This is a genomic window from Mesorhizobium sp. B2-2-4 (assembly GCF_006442375.1).
GTDB lineage: Bacteria > Pseudomonadota > Alphaproteobacteria > Rhizobiales > Rhizobiaceae > Mesorhizobium.
Window position 1 is genome coordinate 16,610 of the sequence record NZ_VFWB01000004.1, and the last position, 21,314, is coordinate 37,923.

General features: G+C 61.7%; 18 protein-coding genes and 5 pseudogenes. 15 read left to right on the forward strand and 8 right to left on the reverse strand.

Features of this window, described 5'->3' with window-relative positions; genetic code table 11:
• Positions 1-306: 306 nt before the first annotated feature.
• Positions 307-1,230: a hypothetical protein gene (locus FJ959_RS11005; RefSeq protein ID WP_140584562.1), complete on the forward strand. Its 924-nt coding sequence runs from the start codon at positions 307-309 to the stop codon at positions 1,228-1,230.
• Between the two features lie 242 nt (positions 1,231-1,472).
• Here the strand turns inward: FJ959_RS11005 and nadE are convergent, their stop codons facing one another.
• Complete coding sequence (nadE, locus tag FJ959_RS11010) at positions 1,473-2,312, reverse strand: ammonia-dependent NAD(+) synthetase (RefSeq protein ID WP_140584563.1); 840 nt, start codon at positions 2,310-2,312, stop codon at positions 1,473-1,475.
• A 155-nt stretch (positions 2,313-2,467) separates the two neighbouring features.
• Here nadE and FJ959_RS11015 point away from each other — a divergent pair.
• The 5 genes and pseudogenes from FJ959_RS11015 (at position 2,468) to FJ959_RS11030 (ending at position 5,515) form a co-directional block, all read left to right on the forward strand.
• A pseudogene (locus tag FJ959_RS11015) lies at positions 2,468-2,985 on the forward strand (DUF2243 domain-containing protein).
• 94 nt (positions 2,986-3,079) lie between these two features.
• Positions 3,080-3,241: a hypothetical protein gene (locus tag FJ959_RS31705; RefSeq protein WP_181167365.1), complete on the forward strand. Its 162-nt coding sequence runs from the start codon at positions 3,080-3,082 to the stop codon at positions 3,239-3,241.
• Between the two features lie 367 nt (positions 3,242-3,608).
• On the forward strand, positions 3,609-3,848 hold the full coding sequence (locus FJ959_RS11020; RefSeq protein ID WP_181171902.1) for a hypothetical protein: 240 nt from the start codon (positions 3,609-3,611) through the stop codon (positions 3,846-3,848).
• A gap of 275 nt (positions 3,849-4,123) precedes the next feature.
• Positions 4,124-4,306, forward strand: a complete 183-nt coding sequence (locus tag FJ959_RS11025) for a hypothetical protein (protein WP_140584564.1) — start codon at positions 4,124-4,126, stop codon at positions 4,304-4,306.
• Between the two features lie 309 nt (positions 4,307-4,615).
• Entirely contained in the window at positions 4,616-5,515 is a 900-nt protein-coding gene (locus tag FJ959_RS11030) for a DUF3991 and toprim domain-containing protein (protein WP_140584565.1), read from the forward strand.
• Between the two features lie 114 nt (positions 5,516-5,629).
• Here the strand turns inward: FJ959_RS11030 and FJ959_RS11035 are convergent, their stop codons facing one another.
• Positions 5,630-5,878 (reverse strand): hypothetical protein, encoded by a 249-nt coding sequence (locus FJ959_RS11035; protein ID WP_140584566.1) that lies wholly within the window; start codon positions 5,876-5,878, stop codon positions 5,630-5,632.
• Between the two features lie 473 nt (positions 5,879-6,351).
• On the opposite strand from FJ959_RS11035, the pseudogene FJ959_RS11040 reads away from it, so the two are divergent.
• Both FJ959_RS11040 and FJ959_RS11045 read left to right on the forward strand, forming a co-directional pair.
• A pseudogene (locus FJ959_RS11040) lies at positions 6,352-6,956 on the forward strand (DUF1419 domain-containing protein).
• A gap of 9 nt (positions 6,957-6,965) precedes the next feature.
• Positions 6,966-7,331, forward strand: coding sequence for a DUF3085 domain-containing protein (locus FJ959_RS11045; protein ID WP_140584568.1), 366 nt, complete (start codon positions 6,966-6,968; stop codon positions 7,329-7,331).
• 26 nt (positions 7,332-7,357) lie between these two features.
• Here the strand turns inward: FJ959_RS11045 and FJ959_RS11050 are convergent, their stop codons facing one another.
• On the reverse strand, positions 7,358-7,855 hold the full coding sequence (locus FJ959_RS11050; RefSeq protein ID WP_140501385.1) for an RES family NAD+ phosphorylase: 498 nt from the start codon (positions 7,853-7,855) through the stop codon (positions 7,358-7,360).
• Between the two features lie 8 nt (positions 7,856-7,863).
• The gene (locus FJ959_RS11055) at positions 7,864-8,214 is read right to left on the reverse strand and encodes an antitoxin Xre/MbcA/ParS toxin-binding domain-containing protein (RefSeq protein WP_140501383.1); all 351 of its coding nucleotides are present in this window, start codon (positions 8,212-8,214) and stop codon (positions 7,864-7,866) included.
• 343 nt (positions 8,215-8,557) lie between these two features.
• Here FJ959_RS11055 and FJ959_RS11060 point away from each other — a divergent pair, with 343 nt between their 5' ends.
• From FJ959_RS11060 to FJ959_RS11070, 3 genes are all read left to right on the forward strand, one after another.
• A complete protein-coding gene (locus FJ959_RS11060) occupies positions 8,558-10,297 on the forward strand; it encodes a ParB N-terminal domain-containing protein (protein WP_140584569.1) in 1,740 nt (579 codons plus the stop codon).
• A gap of 89 nt (positions 10,298-10,386) precedes the next feature.
• Entirely contained in the window at positions 10,387-10,863 is a 477-nt protein-coding gene (locus FJ959_RS11065; protein WP_140584570.1) for a hypothetical protein, read from the forward strand.
• Positions 10,860-11,744, forward strand: coding sequence for a hypothetical protein (locus tag FJ959_RS11070; RefSeq protein ID WP_140630304.1), 885 nt, complete (start codon positions 10,860-10,862; stop codon positions 11,742-11,744). The genes FJ959_RS11065 and FJ959_RS11070 overlap by 4 nt, the downstream gene beginning before the upstream one ends.
• A 336-nt stretch (positions 11,745-12,080) precedes the next feature.
• Here FJ959_RS11070 and FJ959_RS32470 read toward each other — a convergent pair whose 3' ends face one another.
• Positions 12,081-12,209: a hypothetical protein gene (locus FJ959_RS32470; protein ID WP_281406686.1), complete on the reverse strand. Its 129-nt coding sequence runs from the start codon at positions 12,207-12,209 to the stop codon at positions 12,081-12,083.
• Between the two features lie 313 nt (positions 12,210-12,522).
• On the opposite strand from FJ959_RS32470, the gene FJ959_RS11080 reads away from it, so the two are divergent.
• The 3 genes and pseudogenes from FJ959_RS11080 to FJ959_RS11090 form a co-directional block, all read left to right on the forward strand.
• The gene (locus FJ959_RS11080) at positions 12,523-13,110 is read left to right on the forward strand and encodes a hypothetical protein (RefSeq protein WP_140501375.1); all 588 of its coding nucleotides are present in this window, start codon (positions 12,523-12,525) and stop codon (positions 13,108-13,110) included.
• A 332-nt stretch (positions 13,111-13,442) separates the two neighbouring features.
• The gene (locus FJ959_RS11085; RefSeq protein WP_140562290.1) at positions 13,443-14,369 is read left to right on the forward strand and encodes a zincin-like metallopeptidase domain-containing protein; all 927 of its coding nucleotides are present in this window, start codon (positions 13,443-13,445) and stop codon (positions 14,367-14,369) included.
• A gap of 6 nt (positions 14,370-14,375) precedes the next feature.
• Positions 14,376-14,709: pseudogene (locus FJ959_RS11090) on the forward strand (hypothetical protein); the annotation flags it as partial.
• A 148-nt stretch (positions 14,710-14,857) separates the two neighbouring features.
• Here the strand turns inward: FJ959_RS11090 and FJ959_RS11100 are convergent.
• Together FJ959_RS11100 and FJ959_RS11110 are read right to left on the reverse strand one after the other, a co-directional pair.
• Positions 14,858-15,010, reverse strand: a pseudogene (locus FJ959_RS11100) (type II toxin-antitoxin system VapB family antitoxin); the annotation flags it as partial.
• An 825-nt stretch (positions 15,011-15,835) separates the two neighbouring features.
• Complete coding sequence (locus FJ959_RS11110) at positions 15,836-18,460, reverse strand: EAL domain-containing protein (protein WP_140584553.1); 2,625 nt, start codon at positions 18,458-18,460, stop codon at positions 15,836-15,838.
• A 155-nt stretch (positions 18,461-18,615) separates the two neighbouring features.
• Here FJ959_RS11110 and FJ959_RS32140 point away from each other — a divergent pair.
• Positions 18,616-18,812: pseudogene (locus tag FJ959_RS32140) on the forward strand (IS630 family transposase); the annotation flags it as partial.
• 370 nt (positions 18,813-19,182) lie between these two features.
• Here the strand turns inward: FJ959_RS32140 and FJ959_RS11120 are convergent.
• Positions 19,183-20,910 carry an efflux RND transporter periplasmic adaptor subunit gene (locus FJ959_RS11120; protein ID WP_181181027.1) on the reverse strand — a complete coding sequence of 576 codons (1,728 nt, stop codon included), beginning with the start codon at positions 20,908-20,910 and terminating at the stop codon, positions 19,183-19,185.
• Between the last annotated feature and the right edge of the window lie 404 nt (positions 20,911-21,314).

Here is a 21,314-nt window from a genome sequence, read left to right on the forward strand (position 1 = left end):
TAACTTGCGATTCAGTAAGTTGTTCCAACGGGATTAATTGACCCGCGTAGGTCGATCGCCGGCCCCGACGATCAGAGGCAGGGTCGCCCGACTGCTTCGCAGGAGGTGTCGGAATGCGGCATGAGATCCGCTGGAATTGGGACTACGGCGGCGCCCTAACGTGGCGCTTTGCCACTTATCCAGCTGTTGAAGGCCAGCGGGAAAATCAACACGTGTTAGCCGACGCTGCTAGAATACGAACGCCTCGAATCAGTTTGTTTGGACCTGGGTGTCGGAAGCTGAGAGAGGCGGTCGAGGTTTGTGGACATGAAGATCAATTTCGAATCGCACGTCTTTCCGTTGTTTCACCCACAGCAGGTGGACGACCTGAAAGACCCTTGTCCCGTATTCGACGGGACGCTTTGGCACATGTTCGGATCGAGCGGCACCGTCACGAGCGAGGAATGGAAGATACTGCACGCCACAGCGCCGGATCCGCGTGGCCCCTGGACCGAGCATGAACCGATCGCCTTGCCGATCACCGGCTCGGGTGTGGCGGCGCCCGGTGTCATCCACGAAGGCGGGGTTTTCCACATGTTCATCCAGACCGAATTCATGAAGTCGGGTGGGCGGTGCGAGCATGCGGTGTCTAATGATGGTTTCCACTGGGTTGTTTTGACGTCGGCGATATTATCCCTGCCGGACACCGATGAAGATGGCATCTACGATCCCCATCCGGCGGTCATCGGCGGCAAGCGCTACATCGTCTACTCGGGAATGCCGAAATTCAGCAGGGTCCCGCAACCCGACGTCTATCTCGCACGCAGCCAGTCCGACTCCTGGTTCGGACCATGGAAGCGCGCTGGCAAGATCCTGGACCACCTGGACGTTCCGCATCACAACGCACGCGAGCATCCCGACTATGAATGGGGCATCGAAGGCGCTCAACTGGTCGAGTTGCCGGATGGACGCGTGCTGCTCAATGCAACCTGCTTCCTGCCCGAGGGGCCGCGCGGCAGCCGCCAGCGTGTATTCTTCGCAATTGCCGATCGCGTCGAAGGACCTTACGTGTCCGTCGGCCCAGTGCTGGATCCGGGCGAGCCGGGAGAGAACGGGCACTCGACTGTGATGATAGAGGGCCGGCAACTGACGCTGTTCTATCAGAGCCGGCGCGAGGCAACGAATCACAGGTGGCGCTATGGGCTGGCCACGTGCGACCTGGATCAGCAGATTTTTTCAAACGTCGCTTAACCCAGCGCGCCCGGAAAGGCGCCATCACCGCGACGGACAACCGTCCCTACGCAGTGCTCGTTTCGATCGAGAGTCGCCCTCGGGGCCGACCGCCGATGCACTGCGCGCGATAGGACGGCTCAACTTATTCGCTGAATCCAAGTGAGCCCGAGGGCGGGATTCGGCACCTGACGCTGTCGGATCGGACGTGGAAGATCTGGCGGCGGTCGCAGCAATAGTGAGCATCCATCCCGAGAGTCCGGCTACTGTCGTGATGGACCGGACGAGGCGACGGGCGCCACTGGAAGCGCGCGCTTGTGTGCGGTGCCGGCGTGCGCTTGAAATATGCGCGTGCGCGCGGCTTCGTCGATCTCTCGACCTTCAAGGAAGTCATCGATTTGATCGTAAGTTACGCCATAGGCATCTTCGTCCGGGCGAAGCGGAATTAGGTTCTCCAGGTCGGCAGTCGGAACCTTGGCAACTAATTGAGGCGGAGCGCCCAGATGCGCCGCCAAGGCGCGAACCCTACGCTTGTTCAACCCGGAAAGAGGAAGGATGTCGGCAGCACCGTCGCCGAACTTGGTGAAGAAACCCATCAGTGCTTCGGCCGCATGATCGGTACCGATGACCAGCCCTCGGGTGGCGCCGGCAAGCGCAAACTGGGCAATCATCCGCTCACGAGCCTTGATGTTGCCAAGCAAAGTGTCCTCTCGGCCGGCATCGCCGAGTTCGGTGCCCGCAAGCTTGATCGAATCCAGCATCGCGTCGGCGGCGGGCTTGATGTCGACCCGGCGCACTTCGTCTGCTTGTATTGTATCCAGTGCCCGCTGCGCGTCGCTCTCGTCGGCCTGTAAGCCGTATGGAAGCCGAACGGCCAGGAATCTGGCCTCATATCCTGCCGTTCGCAGTTCCTCCACCGCCCGTTGCGCAAGAAGAGCGGCGGCAAGCGAATCCACGCCACCGCTTACGCCCAGAACGTAGGTGTTGAGATTCGAGGCACGCAGATAGGTGCCGAGAAAGTCGGTGCGTCGGCGCGCTTCAAGCGCGACGTCAAAACTGGACGAGACTCCCAATGCTTCGATAATCAGTTGTTGGTCGGTCATGCGCAGTTGCCTCCTGACATCATAGCGTTCTGTCCAGTCGCCATACCACAAGGCCGGTGGCAGTCACCGTCTCGGTCTGCCAGCTGAAGCGGTTCTCGAAAAGATCCGATGACGACGCGCCGGTAGCGCAAAAACGGTGATGTACGGGCTCGACGTTGGGTCCCCTTAGGAGAAAAAGGAACAGCGACGAAGAGCCTCACAGGTTCCCGACCTCGCCCGGGATCCTGCTCGGGCTTGGCTCAGGCTGGTTCTTCGAGGGAATCGTTCTGCATCAGTTGCTCCAGTGGCATCATATGGCGACTAGCCGGCTATCCCGCCGGCAGTCTTGAGAACCTTCGGTTCAACACGTCCCTCGATGGCTGGTTCCACGCCGGCACATACGTGTTCGTCGCACTAGGTCTCATTGTGCTATGGCGTGCGACGCGCCAACCTCATCTCGGGTGGTCAGGAAAGTTGCTACTTGCAACGATGCTCATGGGCTTTGGCATATTCAACCTGGTCGAGGGAGTGGACGATCACCAGCTTCTCGGCACACACCATGTCAACGAAACCGTCCCGCGGTCCCAGTGGGTCTACTGGGAGATCGGGTTGTTTGATTTGGGGTGCGCTGATGCTGCTCGGCGGGTGGGCCTTGTCAAACGGCAAGCGGAAATCCCGGCTGTGGCAGCTATGAAGCGTTGGACTCTAGCGCTTATTTCAGTTTGCCTTGGAACCGGATTGTAGCAGCGATGTTATAGACCTCTCGAGAACGCGGGGAAACATCGCACATGCTGACTGCCATTCGATCCTTCTTTGGCCGCAACACCCGGAGGAGGAACGCGGAAGAGCAGACCGATCGAGAACTGCCCATCAGGAAGGAACTCGACACCCTTGAGGCTATCCGCTTGACCGACATGGCCGGATTGGGCTCCTGGTCGCTCCACCGCTAGCCATACCTCTGATATGCCGCTACCATCAGATCGCCCCGAGCGTGCGTGCCGAGCATGTTGAGCCGGCAGCATCAGACCGCGGCACCGGCGGCTTCCAGCGGTTAGCGCCTGCCGTCCGAAGCATGCTCACGGAGGCCGCATCCAGCGATTGAGAGTGTTCGACGGAGTGGCTGGCGTCCATTGCGAAGCCCGAGGCCTTGATGACATAGATCACGCCGGCTTCAGCACCCCCTTGCCAGTTCGACTGCGGCTGACGGGTGATTGCATCCGAAGTCAAGTGTACCGATGCGACGCCGGAAGCGCGCCATCTTGCACGGCTCGCAAGCGATAGCCGTTCGGCCACCGGGAAGATGCGACGGGAGTCTAGATGTTTGGAGTACACGGGCTCCTGCTCCAAGAGCGCGGTGCCCGGGCTCAAGCGGCCAGCCCCGACGACTTAGAGGGCTTGCTTGCACTTTCCCCCGGAGTGCTGGTTGTTACCCATGAAGCCTTGGATCCCAAGGCTATCGGAACCATTGGGGTTTTCCTTCAGGCCCAGCCGAAATTGGTCATCCGCCTGCTGTTTGGTGATGCCGGTGGAAGGCATGGCGCAGTGACGTTGAACTGAAGGCGAACGGGCTCGGTATGAACGGCTCTCGGGCGAGCACGTGAAGGAGTGTGAGACGGGGGACAGGGCGGCCGCCATTGAGGAGGTGCAATCCCGCTCTCATGTCCGGCTTTCCTGGTTCAGGTCCTGGCCTTCCACAATCAACCCGCAAGGGGTTCGCTACGCAAGCGTGCGACCTCTGCGGCTGCGCCTTCAAGGTGACCGCGGCCATGCCCTGAACACGTCGGGCGCCTGTCGAGCGGGGATGGACCCCGCCCAAAGACGGGAGCCAAACGATGTCGCACAATTTCACCCTTGCTCAGCACCATGCCTTCAATCTCGCGCAGACCTTGATGGTCCCGGTCACGCTCTTCCAAGTCGATGGCGAGTTCGGCGTCATGGTGTCGAGCGAATATGACGGTGACGAGGGCACGGTGGTCCACGAATACGATCCCTACGAGTACCGCCCGGCTCACTAAGCGGGGATCGTTGCCTGCCACTTGCGCCCGACAGGGCGCAAGTGAGGCTTCGCCGCGGACACGCCCCGGCAATGACGACGAGGTCAACGGCCTCTACCTGTACGACCCCCCGGGTAGTAAGCCGGTTCACTGAACCGGCTTTCGTCCGGCGTGTCGCTTACGAGCGGCAGGCCGCAAGGGAAGCTGCGCCGCAGCCGGAGCCGCGCCCTTGCGGCCTTTGCTCTTCGCGCCGGTCGCTAAGGTGTTCCGCAAAGTGTGCGGAGAAGATAACTGGATGAAAGGTCGGCCGAAGGCGGCCGGGAGAACAGAATGGAAAAGGCGGATATCGAAGAACTGCGTAGCCGGGTGGGGTGTGATGCCGTGCTGGAGACGGGCGGTTTTGCGATCGACTTGAAGGAAAGCACGCGCCAGGCGATGAAGTACCGCCGCGCCGATGACATCATTATCGTCATCCACAATGGCAAAGGCTGGTTTGACCCGCTCTCCGACGCCAAGGGCGATGTCTATTCGCTGGTTCAGCATCTGGGCGGCTGCGATTTTCTGGAAGCCTTTGTCAAGGTGGCATCCCTGGTCGGCTTCGAGCCCCGCGAGCCGGAATGGAAACGACAATCGCCTGAAACGGAACCTGATCGATCCATACCGGATCGTTGGGCGGCTCGGCGCAAGCCATGGCGCGGATCGGCGACCTGGCGATATCTGCGCGACCAGCGGCACATTCCTGAAGAGGTCATCAGCGCAGCCATCGCCCAGAACCTTCTGCGGGAAGGGCCGTGCGGGAGCATGTGGGCCGCTCATCAGGGCGCCGACGGCGCGGTTACCGGCTGGGAGGAGCGTGGTCCCGAGTGGCGCGGCTTTGCCACCGGCGGCAGCAAGGTCTTGTTCCGTTTCGGGTTCAAACCTGCCACTCGCATCTGCGTGACCGAAGCGGCCGTCGACGCCATGAGCCTTGCGGCGATCGAGAAGATCCGGCGCGATACGCTTTATGTCAGCACCGGCGGCGGCTGGTCGCCGGCCACCGATGGCGCCATTCGCCTGTTAGGGGAACGGCCCGACGCGCGCCTCGTCGCGGCCACCGATGCGAACACGCAGGGTGAGGCGTTCGTGTCGCGGCTGCGTGAGCTTGCCGGTGAACTCTCCTGCGACTTCGAACGTCTGAGGCCGCTCGCCGAGGACTGGAATGCGATGTTGAAGGAGGCGGCAACCGCTTGACCGGGCAGAAAGCGAGCTCCCGCACTTATGGTGCGAGATCGAGGATCGCGAGCCCGACCTTTGTCGTCATCTCAATCTGCAACGGCGCGCCAAGCCGCGACTCGGCCTCCAGCTTTAGCGCTTCGACACCGACCCCTGAGCCTCTGGAGTGTAGATTTCAAGGACAATCCCGCCTGTACGTTCGTCTGCATAAGTTACCTGCAGGCCAGCGAATTTGCCCCGAAACCATTCCAGATCGTCGCTGTGAAGCTTGTGGAGCTCTTCCCTCGTACGCAGCAGGTCTGAGAGGAACTCGATGGTCAGCGACTCTCCGCACACCATGATTCTGTCGACAGGCTCGTCGCCTGTCAGCCGCAGGACCAATCTGCGTTCGTCTCCTCCGTCTGCCAGGATAGCCCGCCCAGCCGAGAGGCGTTGGTCTCTCGTAACTGGCGCACGAGTGCGTCCGCCGTACTGCACTCGCAACAGTTTTGCTGTCTCCGGTGTGTCGGCATCGAGAACTGTTGTTGAGCAATCCAAGACTGGATCCACCGGTGCGGCGCTTCGGCTTCCGTGGCCGTGGGTGCGCCCGTAGCGACAAGGACGAAGGCTAAGACGAGCGTGCGGTTCATCGCCGGAGCCCGGCCATGCGGCCAAAGAGGGGAAGAAAATAAATGGACCCGGCTGCCGCATGCCCGCCTGCCGCGTCAAGTGTGAAGCTTCGCCCGGCTTTGCCGGCACTTGACCCGCCCGGACGGAGAGGCGGCCGCTGGGGAGGGGTCAGGAAGGGCTGAAGATGATGGTGATCCCCGAGGATGCGCCGCGCTCCAGTCCGACGAGGCTGAAGGAGCCCGCCAATGAACCCCTTTTCTCCGATCCGTAAAGTCTACCAGGGTATCGCCGACCCCGGCAGATGTTCCGCATGTTCGATCGCCATGCCCAGCGCTCCAATCGGTTCGAGGATGCCAACGGCAGCCTTTATAGCGGCGAGTGGTTCGAGCTTGCCCAGCCCGAGCATGCCTACATGTTCAACATCCCGCCGCCGCTCTTCATCAAGGGCGAGATGTTCGCCATGCGCGAATTCCTGACAGGCAGCATCACCAGCGTCTTTTTCACGTTAAAAGTCGACGACCGCATGCGGTTCTTCCACGCCTATTGCGACCTTGCCGACAAGGGTTCGCCCGCAAACATGCGAGCGGCGATCGTGGAGCGGGAGAGCCGGCCCGTCCGTGCAATGACACGCGAAGAGCGGATCGAGCATATCTGGAGCGCGAGCCACGATGAATATCGCGGCTATGCCGATTGGCGTTTTCCGCACGCACAGCGCGGCTGGCGGACGGTCCTGTTCTTCGGTCCCGACCGAAGCCGCGACGTAAAGCTGCTTAACGACCTCACCGACGCGGAGATCGCGGCCAAGCTGCCGGTCCATCTCCGCCACCTTCCTTTTGCCGTTGCAGCGTGAGGGGCGGCGATGTTCACGTTTCCGATTGTTGTCGTTCGCAAGGTCATCGATCGAGGTAAGGCGGATGCCGCAATCAACGGCGGAGTCCGCAATCCGTACTATGGCATGAAGCCGAGCGAGGGCGAGATTCCTGGGCTCTGGCTCGTTGGAGACCAGGGCGTCTACATCATGTCAAATGGAAAACTTCCCGATGGCGAGCGCCCGCTCGTCGTCTACTCCGAGGAGTGCCATCCGGTCGGAAATCCGGACTGGTTTCACTACAAGCATCGCCATTTCGGGGGCGATGACAGCATCGAATTCATCAGTGCCGAGCAGTTGCTCCCGATGTGCTGGCCGGTCACGCCTCGCGGCGTGGCCGGCCTTTCTTTTTGTTAACCATAACGGGCTGTCCTCGATCGCCGCTATCGCGACAGGCGGTTTTCATCGTCGATCAGGGTGAGACGGCAGGGCGCCACATCGCTCCATGTCCAGAGGACGAGATTAAGGTCGTCGTCCGTCGCTCCGGGGGCGAAGCTTCTGACGAGCAATCCATGATAGCCAGCCGCGACAAGTCTTCGTGCGAAGGCTTGCGTCTTCGCCTCTCCGGTTCCTTTCATCTGATCGCGCCAGGTCGTACCGGCGAGCCCCGCCGCATCCATCCCCTCCGCACGCAGGCGCTCATGGTCGCGGCTGTCAAAAACCGCCTCGATATCCGCATCATAAGACACGAGTGTCGTCGGCTGCAAACTGCCGGCCTGATTGGCTTCGCGCAACGCCGTCATGACCGACAAGGACATATAGAGCGCTGGCGTTCCCTTCCGGTTGAAACGGCCACCGTAAAGCTCCGCGCCATGGCCAGACATCGGCTCGCGTGCATAGATCGGATTCAGCGCCCGATAGAGTTCCCCCTTGAAATGCATCGACCGGATCAGGCGTGAACGCCGGCGTCGACCGCGTCGATATAGTCGAGCACGTCATCGGCGCGCCCATCACGGACCAGTTGCATCGCGGTCAGGCCGGAAAAGCCGGGCAGGGGCTCGGAGCGATACCAGGCATAGGCCATCAGCGCCGAGCCGAAGCGGGGCTCGACCTTGTTGACGATCTCCGTCATCTCGCGCAGCCGTCGCTGCGTCTTGTCCGAGCCAATGCGGTCCTTGCGCTGGATGGCATCCTTTCCGAGACCGGCGGTTCGGGCGATCTCCTCGCTGGTAGTACGCAAGGCGTCCGCGATTTTGCGCGGTGAAAAAAGTCCGCCGTCAGCATATTGGGCAAGTCCCATGACGCTTACCTCCATTCCTGTATGCCAATTATTATGACGCAATATAGCGTCAGGAATAGCGGAGTTCAATCCAAATTTGGGAAGAAGGCTGAAAAGGAAGGGGAGGCGAAAACCTGCTCGCAGATCGGGCGGACCGCTGACGCTTGCGCTGAACCGCGCCGCTCGCGATCCCGGCCACGTCGTCCTTCGCAGGGCTGTTAGCCCCGCTTGTCCTGCCGGGCAGGGATGCTCGGCCGCAGTTGCACCGGCCCGCTCGCTCCGCGGGCCGGGGGTGTCTTCGAGAAGAAGACGAGAAAGGACGCAGCGACGGGCTGTGTCCGGCAACCCCGTAAGGAGCATTTCCATGGAACTGAAATTTGTCGATCCGCGCGCGCTGAAGGGCAACCCCGACAAGGCGCGACGTTCCAAGTCCAGCCCGCAAGCCGACGCATTGCTGCTGGCGACCATTCGCGCCGTCGGTATCGTGCAGCCGCCCGTCGTTGTACCCGAATCCGATGGCGGCAACGGCTTCGTCATCGATGCCGGCCATCGCCGGGTCAAGCAGGCCATTGCCGCCGGGCTTGAAGAGATCGCCGTGCTGGTGGTCGAGCGCGCCGAAGATGGCGGCGCCATGCGCTCGCTCGCCGAAACGCTTGCGCATGAACAGCTCAATCCCGTCGATCAGTGGCGGGCGATCGAGCGTTTGCTCGCGCTCGGATGGACCGAGGAAGCGATCGCCGTCGCCCTGGCTCTGCCGGTTCGCCAGATCCGCAAGCTTCGTCTGCTCGCGAATGTCCTGCCGGCGATGCTCGATCAGATGGCCAAGGGCGATATGCCCAATGAGAGCCAGCTGCGCACCATCGCTTCTGCCTCGCTCGAGGACCAGAAGGAGGTCTGGAAGAAGCACAAGCCCTCGAAGGCCGACCCCAAAGTGTCCTGGTGGAGCGTGACACAGGGCCTGCAGAAGACCCGCATGTATGCCCGCGATGCCAGCTTCGGCGACGAGCTGGCGCAGGCCTACGGCATTGCCTGGGTCGAGGATCTGTTCGCCCCGGCCGATCAGGACAGCCGCTACACCACCGACGTCGAGGCGTTCCTGGGCGCGCAGCAGGAGTGGATGACGCAGAACCTGCCCAAGAAGGGGGTCATCACCGAGACCAACAATTGGGGCCAGCCGGAACTGCCGAAGAAGGCGGAGCGCGTCTATGGCAAGCGGGGCAAGTCCGACCATACGGCCCTGTACCTCGATCGCGAGGGCAAGGTGCAGACGGTGCATTTCCGTATGCCGGAGGCGAAGAAGCCGAAGAAGGGCGAACAGCCGGTCGGGGAGGGCGACGATGCTGCGATCGTCGTGAAGGCCCGTCCAGATGTCACCCGCAAGGGCATCGAGATGATCGGTGATCTGCGCACCGATGCTCTGCATGAAGCGCTGTCGCGGGCTCCGATCGATGACGACACGCTGATGGCGCTGTTGGTTCTGGCGTTCGCAGGGCAGAACGTGACGGTGGCGTCCGGCACGCGCGACATCTCGTATTACGGGGCTGCCGGCCTAGGCGAACATGCCGCCTGCCTGTTCGACCAGGAGGGCAAGCTCGACTTCGACATGGACACGCTTCGCGTCGCCGTGCGCTCGCTCCTGATCGACGTCTTGTCGTGCAGGGAAAACCGTTCGGACAGCGGCGTCGTGTCCCGTGTGGCTGGCGATGTGATCGGCGCGGACGGCTACCTGCCGAATATGGGTACGGAAGACTTTCTCTCGTGCCTGTCGCGACCGGCGCTGGAGGCCTCGTGCGCGGACACATCGGTCCTTCCTCGTAAGAAGGTCAAGGACACCCGCGCGGCCCTGGTCGAGCACTTCAAGGAAGGTCGCTTCGTCCATCCGTCAGCGCTATTCGGTCCCGACCAGACCAAGCTCGCGTCGTGGCTGAAGAAGAACGAGTGCGCCGAGCAGCCTAAAGACGACGGCACGCCGGAGGACCAGGACGAGCTCGATGGCAATGCGGTAGTCGAGCCGGCGCATGACTACGCCGATGAAGCTCCGGCTTCGGCCGACCAGGATCTCGCCGACGAGCAGCGCGAGGCCTACAAGGTCGCCGCCGAATAAGCCTCACATCTTTCCTCCTGAACGATCATCCCGCCGCCGGTCCATTACCGGCGGCGGTTCTGTTTTCCACCCGACATCATGGAGAAACCATGTCCGCTCAGTTGATCTATGACCTCGTGCCCCTGGGCTCGACTCTGATATATTCCGACGGCTCCCCGCGTCCGCCGGAACGCCATCGAAGGAAGCTTCCCGCCTGGGAAAACAGCAACTCTGGTGGCCGCCTGATCCGCAAACAGGCCGAAGCGCGTGTCGGCAACACGACAATCCCAGCCTCCATCACGCTCCACGACGGCGACTATGGCAGCCAGGAGACGATTGTCCTGCGCGTCCACCGGAACTTTTCGGTGAACAGCGAACTCAAGTTCGCGGTCAAGGAACGGCCCGCGATCGGCTCGGTCCTCGTCCTCGATCGGGCTGGAGACGACGCCGAGCTTGTCCATCTTGCCGCCAATCGCGCGGCCGCCGAGGAATGGCTGACCCGCCACGGTTATCCGCATGCCGTGCTCCAGGAAATCAGAGCCGACGTGGAAGCGGCGGACATTATCGAGGGGAGAGCGGCGGCATGAGCGCACTTGATTTCGAAACCAACGTCATTGAAGCCCCCGGTTGTCCGGAGGTTTCTTTTGGAAAAAGTGCCGATGGTCTCGTCGTTGCACTTGTCGGCGAGCACGCCTTTGCCATGGCTCCCGCCCGAGACGGGCGCCATTTCCTTGTCACCGGCTGGCGCATCCGACGGCCCATCGCCGAATGGACGCGGCGCGACTTCTATGGTCATAGCGGCGACCTCGCCGATGAGAATGCGTTCCGGGTAAAGGTTCTGGAAAACGCCGAACACCAACGCGAGAAGATTGCGCTCGGCCGACGCGAAGAGCGATCCACGGCCAATACGCCGTGGGGTCAATCGCAGGGAGCGACCGTCTATGCCGATGGCGTTGTCTTCCACTCAACCACCGACCATGGCGGGTTTCTTCTTTCGCCCGACCGCAACCGCAGGATACACCACTTGATCCGCGTCGCCGGCGGAGCCTATGAGGAGGATGAGGCCTGGGCGATCGTCGCATTCAGCTTTCCTCATTTGTTTACCGCCTTCGAGCGGCGGGCTGCTGAAAAGACGATGAAGGACAGCTTCCCGGACGCCTGGGAGGCGATTACCGGCAATGTGCTTGGTCCGGGTGAGTCCTGGAAGAAGGATGAACGTACATTCTTCGCGGAGCACCGCGATGACTGGATCGTCATCTCGGCGATCATCTCACAGCAGCAATCCGGCTTCACCGAGGTTATCGCCACTCCCGGCGGCAAACGCGGGCCGGGCAGCGAGGAACGTCGCTTCCTCGTCCCCTCAGGCGAATATCGTGTCGGCCGCTTCGGCTTCGTCATCGATCCGGAGCGCCACGCCGTCTATGGCGGGCCGTCGAGCTTTGTCAGCTGGCAAGGGAAATCAGCGTGATGGTCGCGCGAGGTCGCCGCGCCCGGCCCTTTCGCATGGACGAAGCTCGCCGGCAAATCCAGCGTCAGCTGGACATGATCGACCGGTAGATCAAGGTGTGGCGGCGCTAATACCGGAATTGCATCGGCGCCAGACCACGTATCGGCGCGGGAAGTCGCCTGACCCCGGCGCTTTCCTCGAACGGTATCGTGTCAATCTGGCGGCCATTACGCCAGAATGTCAGCCGGAATCGACAAACTGGCACGCCAGGAACGCGCCATAGCGGCGTTGCGGGCGCAGCTCGAACCGGAAGAGCTCTGTGCGTGACGCGAATATAGTTCTCTCACCGGCCGGCATTCATCCATGGCGATGATGCTGAGCCACGAGATACGACAGCGTCGCCATGCCGTGGATGCCTCCCGGCAGCGCGGCAGGCCATGGAACGCCATGGCGGTGCGGGTCGACCAGGCGCTTACCGATCCCCATGCCGGTGTCGCAGATATCCCTCGCCGCTCTTCCCCGCGGGTTTGCTGCGGTCTGGACCAGCGGCTGGCCCCTTCAAGGCCGCTATCGCGCCGCAGAGCGGCCGGAACCCCGCCGATCTCGGCAAGGCCGGCCCGCGTCCCGCGCGGGGACCAGTTAAGAACTGGCCCCCGCTTCTCCGCAAGCCGACCTCGCTCGCCTGGCAGGGCCCGGACCCTGAAGCGCCCAGCTCCCGCCGGTTCCTTTTGACCGCACCCGCAGGAAAGAACGGCCGAGGGCCGATCACCTGAAGGGCATCGCCAGAAAGGTAAGCTCAATGTCCAGTTCAATCCGCTCCCCCAAGTCCAAATCCCTCGTCCTCCCGCTCCGCAAGGGCACGACCCTCGAAATGGCCCGGCTCTGCTGTCCGGACAGCAGCCAGGCCGCAATCATCTCCGAAAGCTTCGGCCTTCCGGTCCTCGACAGCGACGGCATCCGCGACTTCCACGAGCGCAGCCTCATCGAAGGCGCCGACACCCTCTCCGAGGGGGTTTCCGACAAGGCGATGCAGATCCACCTGCAACGGATCGTCGGCTCCTATGTCGGTTCCGCCTACGGGGCAGGCCAGTTCTACTCCAAGGCCGTCACCGAGGCGAAAGACGCCACGGCCAAGCTCGCCAACGACATCCGCGACGAGGATCTGGACGGACCGGTCGGCTTCGACAGCAACGCCCAGCGCAAGCGCGAATTCGCCGCCGACATGGGCCTTCAGTCCCACGCCCTGCGCATGGCCGCCGAGGGAGCCGTCGCGGCCTACGAGCATATCGTCGGCGAGGCCTGGAAGCCCTACGAGCGTCAGGTCGAGAATCCCGGCCAGACTGTCAGCCGGCAGGCAGCCGACCTCCAGATGGCGGCGCTCGGCTAGCCGCACCGGCCGGAGCTACGGCTCCGCCCCATCTTCTCACATCGAGGCTGGTGTCCTTGCGGACACCGGCCTCTTCGCGTGTGCGTCGCCAAGGAACCCGACAAATGAATGTGATCCTGCTGGCCGCGCCACTCGCGGCCGTCACGAACGTTGGTCCTGCTTCGGTCCTCGCCCCGCGAAACGGCTGCGCCGTCCTTCACTGACGTTGCGGCCCGCACACGACATCTCTCCTCCTTCCGATCGCTCGCGGCGGGTTCGCGAACCTGCGGTCCTGCGCATGCGGACCTCGTGACGGCCGCGACTGGCGCGACCTCGAATGGAGGTTTTGGAAAATGAGCAGGAAAGAGAGCAAACCCCGTCTCGATATCTACGCGAAGATCACCGATCGGATCGTCGCGGATCTAAAAAGGGGGGTGCGCCCGTGGGTGAAGCCCTGGAGCGCGGGAAATAGGACGGGTCGCATCACGCGACCGCTCCGCCACAATGGGCTGCCATACCAAGGCATCAATACACTGCTTCTCTGGTCGGAGGCGATGGCGCGGGGGTTCGTCTCGCCCACCTGGATGACGTTCAAGCAGAGCATTGAGCTCGGCGGTCATGTCCGCAAGGGTGAGACCGGCTCGATGGTCGTTTACGCCAGCCGTTTCACCCGCACCGAAACCGATGCGAAGGGCGAGCAAGTCGAACGCGGCATCCCCTTCCTCAAGGCCTATACCGTTTTCTGCGCCGATCAGATCGACGACCTGCCCGCGCAGTGTTACGACAATCCCGCGCCTGGGGCCGATCCGGTCGAGCGGATCGAGCATGCGGATGCCTTCTTCACAAATACCGGTGCCGTCATCCGCCACGCTGGCGACAAGGCGTTTTTCAATCCGGCGCTCGATATCGTGCAAATGCCGCCCTTCGAGAGCTTTCGCGATGCCCCGAGTTATTACGCCACCTTAGGGCACGAGCTGACTCATTGGGTGGGCGGGGAAAAGCGGCTCGATCGCAATCTCGCGCGCTACCACAAGGATCGCTCCTTTCGCGCGCACGAAGAACTGGTCGCCGATCTGGGCGGTTGTTTTTTAGCGGCCGATCTCGGCATCGTCCCCGAGCTGGAGCCGAGGCCCGATCACGCAAGCTATCTGGCGAGCTGGCTTGAAATTCTCAAGAACGAGACGCGCTTCATTTTCGCCGCGGCGGCGCATGCCCAACGTGCCGTCAACTATCTGCACGATCTCCAGCCAGGGGCGACACAGGTCGCGGAGGCGGCGTGATGCTGCATGCTCCGACCATCATGGGGAGGGCGCCGAGCCTTCCCCATGCGCCTGCGCGCGCTGTCGCTTGGCGCCAGCGTGCAATCCACCACGCTCGCCCTGATGGCGGCCCATGGCGAGATCGGCCCCATGCTAGATTGCGCGATTTTCGCCGATACCGGCTGGGAGCCACAGGCCGTCTACGATCATCTCGCACGGCTGGTGTCGCCCAAAGTCTTGCCGTTCCCGGTCCATATCGTCTCGGACGGCAATATTCGCGAGCAGCTGATCGCGGCCGGGTAGGGCAACCGCTGGGCCTCGATCCTCGCCTTCGCCAAAGACCGTCACGCCGGCTGGCGCGGTAGTTCAATGTCAACAATCCGGAGGCTGATGCGGCCGCCGACAGCGCCAGCCTGGTGGTCTCGGGCGCGGGCGGCAAGTCTCGAACCTCGATCCTCCGCTCGTCGAAAAACTCGCGGAAGCGGCTTCTTAGCCGCCTTCCGCAGCTAGACGCCACGTTTTTCACGCAGACGTGCAGCCGTCTGAAGCGGGCTCTCGGCATCACGCCGGCGCTCGATCGCCTCCTTCATCGCGATGACGATGGCATCGGTGATGCTGACGCCGGCCATATCGGCGAACCTGCGCGTAAGCGACACCGGCATCGGTCCGGGGCCGATGGCCTAAATCTCGGGGATAGTCCCCATTATGCGTGCGCGAAATATTTCTCGACGCCCATTCTTGCGGCGGCAGGTGAGCTTCGGCAAACCGATCTCATCAAGGTTCCTTGAAGAACGACCGGCCGCTGCGGCTCGGACGACGCGAGTCGGCTGCTGGATCGACTATCAGGTATGCGGCTCCGCACCAAAACTTGCCGATTAACGAACCTCCGCCGGTGCGCCCGGCTCTATCGGTTGCCGATTCCGTTTGAGACGAGAGCCGGATAGGCAGTTGCTGGCCGCTTCCCCAAATTGCGCGCCATAAACGCAGCGTCGTTTCAACGGGTGGGTCAGTCTGGCACGTAGCTCGCGCGCTTCTGTCGCTGATCTCCCGGTGCATCACCGTTTCGAAGCCGGTGCGAGACAATGGGGCTGCGGTTCTCGCCTTTGGGATCGGAGGCGATCCGTTGCCTGACCGTGGCGGCGAGGGGGCTCTCGAACGAACAGTCGCTGACTTGCGGGTATAATGCCGTCGACGGAAACGCCGGTCTTCATTTCGGTTTCGACAAAGGCCACGTCCATCTGCGTCCGCGATGTGACTGGTCTGACCGAAGGCCGATCCCGCTATCGCGGGCTCTCGATCTTGTCCGGCAACGGCCTTCGCGACTTTCTTCCCCTGACGGCTGCGCGGCCATTCCTCGCGGATCAAGAAAGTCTCTCACGACCGCCTTCCACTTCGTTCCAGCCCTGCGGGTGCCAGTCGATCGCCTCCGGTCCACTGACCGCAACGGGGGTTGGCGGGCGCCGATGCTCGTCGCGCGCGCGTTGATCTCACGATGCTGCGAGCATTCGCCGGTTGTTTAACAACTTCATGATGCCGTGTGCGGTCATTGGTCGGCTCAGCGCATAGCCTTGCAAGATGTCACAGCCCAAATTCTTGAGGACCTTGGCCTGCTGCATCGTCTCGACACCTTCGGCGATGACCTCCACGCCCAAGGACCGGCCAATCTGCACAATCGATCGTACGACCTCTCGCTGCTGGGCTGACCTGGCGATTGGACCAATTAGCTGGCGTGCAATTTTCAACCGTCGCGGTTGAAGCTTGAGCAAGCTGACAATCGACGCATGGCCGGTGCCGAAATCGTCAATTTCGATGTCGATTCCGAGTTCCTTGATCTGGTTGACGTTCCAGATCATAAGCTCATCGTTGTCGTCGAGGAAGATTGACTCTAGAAGTTCGAACGAAACGGTTCCTGGTTTTATCGAAAGTGACGTCAGGCTGTTGATCAGCTCCTCGTCCTGAAGCCGTCTCGCAGAGACGTTCACCGAAGCGCGCGGAACCAGGAGGCCGGCCCTCTGCCAGCGATCAAAGTCGCGGAGGGTTTGTTCCAGTACTAGTCGGTCAATAATTGAAACGACATTCAACTCTTCAGCAATCTTGAGGAACCCGGCTGGCGTCTGAAGTCCGTCGGCGGGATGGTTCCAGCGCGCCAGCGCCTCAACGCCCGCAACCTCCAGCGTTTTGGCATCGAACTGTAGCTGGTAATGTGGAACAAACTCGTTGCGTTCCAACCCTGCGAGGATCTCGTCGGCTACCCGTTTGGTCCGAATGATCTCAGACTGGAGGTCTTGGGTGAAGAACTCATATCGATTGCGTCCCCGACTCTTGGCCCGGTAAAGGGCTATATCCGCGTTGACCATCAGGCGTGGGCCGTCGATGGGACCGTCCGCATCGACTGCAATCCCGATGCTAACGCCGATACGGCATTGATGGTCCTTGTAGGGAATCGGCTGCCGCAATCTATGTATGATACGGTCGGCCAGCTGTTTAAGCTGATCAGTTGAGATATCGCGTCTGCAGACTACCACAAACTCATCGCCTCCGACTCGGGCAACGAAGTCTGATGAGCGAACAGTTGATGTCAGCTCCTTTGCGGTATGGATCAGCACGGCGTCGCCGATGGCATGGCCGAGCGTGCCATTTATCTGTTTGAAACGATCGAGATCAAGATGCAGAAGCGCGGCGCCGCTGCCAGGCGTTGAGCCTGTGGCGGCATAGCTATCGAGCATCGTGTCGAGGTGGCGGCGATTCGGAAGGCCGGTCAGTGAGTCGTGAAGCGCCGTATGCTCATTGCGCGCTGTCGCCGCCTCAAGCTCAGCACTCCTCGTTTCGGCGAGATCCTTTGCCCGTTCCAGTTCCCGTGTCTGGATCACATCCGCCGTCACGTCCCATTCCGCGCCAACCATTTTGTAGTCGGTGCCGTCCCTGTAAGTCTTGGCACGCACGCGGACGTGTCGGACAACTCCATTGGGAAGCACCACACGATATTGCGAAGAGTATATGCCGGTTGCGATCCCTTGCGCGAAATCCCGCTTAGCCTCGTCGAGATCGTCAGGGTGGATCGATCTTGACCACTCTTCGAAGGTCCTTGGTTCGCCATCTGCTGACTTGCCATAGATTTCGTTCAGGCGGTCGTCCCAGAATATAATGTCCGAGTCGAGATCCTGCTCCCAGACGCCAATTTGCGAGGCGTCAAGCGCAAGCTCCAGCCTCTCTGAAAGCTGTGCCAGTCGTCGTTCGCCGCGGCGCAGATCGGCGTAATGCTTATACCGCTGATCGAGAAGCCGCCCCGCCAAGACGATCGGAACCACGACCAGGGCGCCGCCGATGAGCATTGTTAGTCGCAAAATCCAGGCGTTGCGAGGCGTGGTGTTCCAGCCACCCTTGGGAATCGCAGAAATCTGCCAAGACCCTGTCGGCAACCGCACCTCGGAAGTGACGGGATCTTGTTCCGTCACGTACGCGGGACCGTAAAATCGCGCCCCGCTTCTCCCGAGAGCGTCCTTACCGATCAGAGCGATTTCGATTGGCAGGTTCTTGTCTAAAAGACCGCTGTCCGCGTACAGCTTCTGAACGTCGATCACGGCGGCCACTATGCCCCAGAAGGTCTCGCGAGGGCCGTCACGGTCAAGGAAGACAGGAAATCGCCCGATGAATGCCTGACCTCCTTGTTTGAGTTCTACCGGCCCGGCTAATACCAGTTGCTTGTTATCGCGTGCCCGAAGTACTGCCTCGCGCAGCCTTTCGTCTTCGCGGAAGTCCAGCCCTATCGCTTTTTCATTGCCTTCCCTCGGATACATCAACGAGACGACCAGGTCAGGGGCCCCGGCAATGTTTCTGATCTGTGTCTTCTCGCGAAAGAGGCTCTTTGCCAGTTTGGCAAAGCGAGCTTGGCTCATGTTCGGTTCAGTAACGATCGTCGCGACCAGACCACGCGCCAGTTGAAGGTCTCCGTTGACATTACCCTCAAGTTTGGCGCGAACGAGGTTCATCTCCTTCGCAACGTCAACGCGCAATGCCTGCTCGGTGACAATGCTATTTTGATGGTCGGCAAAAATTCCGGCAGTTAACAGCACCGCAAGGGCGATCACTGCCGGAAGACTGGTCCAGGACATCAAGGTGCGGAAGCGCTGATGAATAGCAAATGGCAAGATGGAATCTCGGTCGCCCTGATTTCCAGTTGGCGCAGGATATCGGAGCCGACTTAATCGAATCTCTTCGCCTCTACTCAAAATTTATAAAAGACACCTGGAAGACTAACGCGTATCTGGCGCGCGCTGGTCTCGCCAGCAGGCGCTTGCGTTTGCGATCCTCGCAGACCGGCCTCGATCCCCAGTCCCTGTTCGATGAGACGTGGATCAAGGCCAACATGGCTCGCTGCCATGTTGGCGGCCGAAGTGGCAGCGGCTGTGCGCCCTGGCTCCGCGCGGCCATTGCCGCACCCTGACCTTCCGTGGCGCGCTGCGCTGTATGGGTGCGCGGCTGCTCCACGAATATAAGGCGATCAGCGCTGCCGGCATGGACTAAGCGGCGCCCCGCAGCCAACGCCGGCGTGGTTTTTTCGGTTGTAGACAACGATGGATCTATTGCATCAACACGCTTTCGCTGGTCCGTCATTCATGGGCAACGATGTTGCATCGACGGGCTGACGTCTGCGGAAATGCCTCTCGGGCTCCGACGAACTCTTCGAACCCGTTGGGCACATATCGGCGCCGGCACGCAGCAGTTAGGAAACTAGACGCGGCGCCTGAACGCGGTTGTGTGCGTCAAGTTCTGCAAAAAGGCGCGGAGAGCTCAACGTGCGGGCGGTAGGCCGGACAGCTGCTGTTCGGCAAATTCAAAATCCGCTTTCGCGGATGATGACGCCGGCAATCTTGCGCCAAATCTGGCCGGCAATGGAGGCGCGGCGGGCTGCGACGATCGCGGTCCCCGTCATGATATGCTGGAGCGGGGCCGGCCCAGTCACACCCATGGTGACGCGATAGAGCGACATTTCCGGAACCAGCTTCGCGTTCGGTCCTTGCCGCGTTGCGATCGGACCACCGTGGGCGGAGGCGAGCTCCACATCGGGCAGTGTCTCTATTGCGGCGCTATCGATGGCGATCACGCGGGCCGTCAGACGCGGTGAGGCAAGGTCAATGGGAACAAATGAGCCGGCGCTGCCGACCTCGATGCGCTGGAGGTCGGCCTCCACGACATAGGCATGGACGCGAGCAGCCGAGCGATCCGCAACCAGACCGACGGATTCGCCGGCCTTGACCCATTCGCCGACTGCGAGGGGCTCCGCAAGCTGCACCACAATCCCTGACGCGGGCGCGAGGATAACGAGCCGTTTCCGCTCGAACTCGGCGGCGGCAAGCTCCGCTTTGGCTCCCTCCAATTCACGTTCCAGCAGCTGCGCATCGGAGCGCAGAGCCGGATCCTGCGCTGCCGCGCGGATTCTCTTTACCAGATCATCGACGTTCAGCTTGGCCTGCTCGACCTTGAAGTCGATTTCGGGCGAGGTGAATTCAACGAGGGGCTCGCCCTTTTCCACCTGGTCGCCGACCCTCACATGGATCACCGATACGCGTCCCGGCATTTGCGAGAACAGCTCGACCTGGGTAGAGGCTGCAAGGATCCCCGGTGAATGAACCGAGCCGCGCCAGGGAATGATCAGCGCAACGAAAATGCAGGCGAAGACGGTCGAAGTGAGAACGGTTCTGGCGTTCAACGGCCTGCTTCTGCGCCTTTTCCCCCATTCGACCAGCTCGCGGAAGATTGGACGTGCGAGGAACCACCACAGCTCCACAGCGAACAGCAGGATACCAAGCGCTTTGAAGAACATGTGGTAGACCACGAGCGCGATGCCGAGGAACAGAAAGAAGCGGTAGAGCCAGGTCGAGACAGCATAGATCGTAAGGATACGACGCATCCCTGCCGACCAGGCCTCGGGTGGCGGAGCGCCAAAGTCGAACAGCAACTCCCGAAGCTTGTGCCGGGCGAGCGCGAAGGAGCGTTCCTGCAAGTTGGGGACTTCTATCAGGTCCGAGAACAAGTAATAGCCGTCGAACCTCATGAAGGGTGACATGTTGACGAGCACCGTCAGCACCCATGCGGTGGTCGCCCAGACAAATACCACGCTGCGGATTATCCCGTCGGGAAGGAAGTTCCACAGCAGCAAAGCATAGGCCGCGAGGCAGCATTCGGCCGCCACACCGGCGCAGCCGATCGCGAGCCGCTGCCGGCGGTCCTTGAGCCGCCAGGCGGCGCTCGTGTCAGTATAGAGGACCGGCGCCATAACGAGGAGCGCCACACCCATGCTTGGAACGCGGCAGCCGTAGCGCTTGGCCGTGAGGCCATGGCCAAGCTCGTGAAGGGCCTTGGACGTGAGTAGCGCTGCTCCGGCCAAAGCCGCGCCTTCCAGCGAGAAGAACCAGGGCAAAGACGCCTTGAACATATCCCATTGCCGCACGGCGAGATATAGGCCCATCAGCCCGGCAAACATCGTGGTTGCGAAAAAACCATAGCTGTAGACCCATCCCAGTCGTGGCAGCAGGGCCTCGAGAATCCGGTCCGGCCGCAAGAGCGGAATGCGAATGAACAGATAGTGGTGGAGCAGCCAGGTGAGCCATCCGTGCTTCCTGGCCGCCTTGTGCTCGAGGAGACGCCACGTCCCTTCGGGCCTCGCCTCGCGCAGCAGGTGGGCGCTGGCAAGGAAACGGAAGAACTGCTCGACATCGGTTTTTGTGGGCCGAAGCGTTGTGTCGCGGCCGATCTGGTCAGCGATCTCTTGCATGTCGCCGAGGTGCCAGCGGCACAGCATTTCGAACTCCAGCCAGCCGAGGCGGTAGAAGCGGTTGGCGGCCGGATCGTAAAGCGTCCAGCTCGGCGCCCCGCCACTGACCCGGCCGGCCGGCTCCAGGACAAGCTCGTCGCGAAGTGGCGGAAGGTCGGACGGCGCGGTCGCGGCAGCAGCGCTGTTCGGCA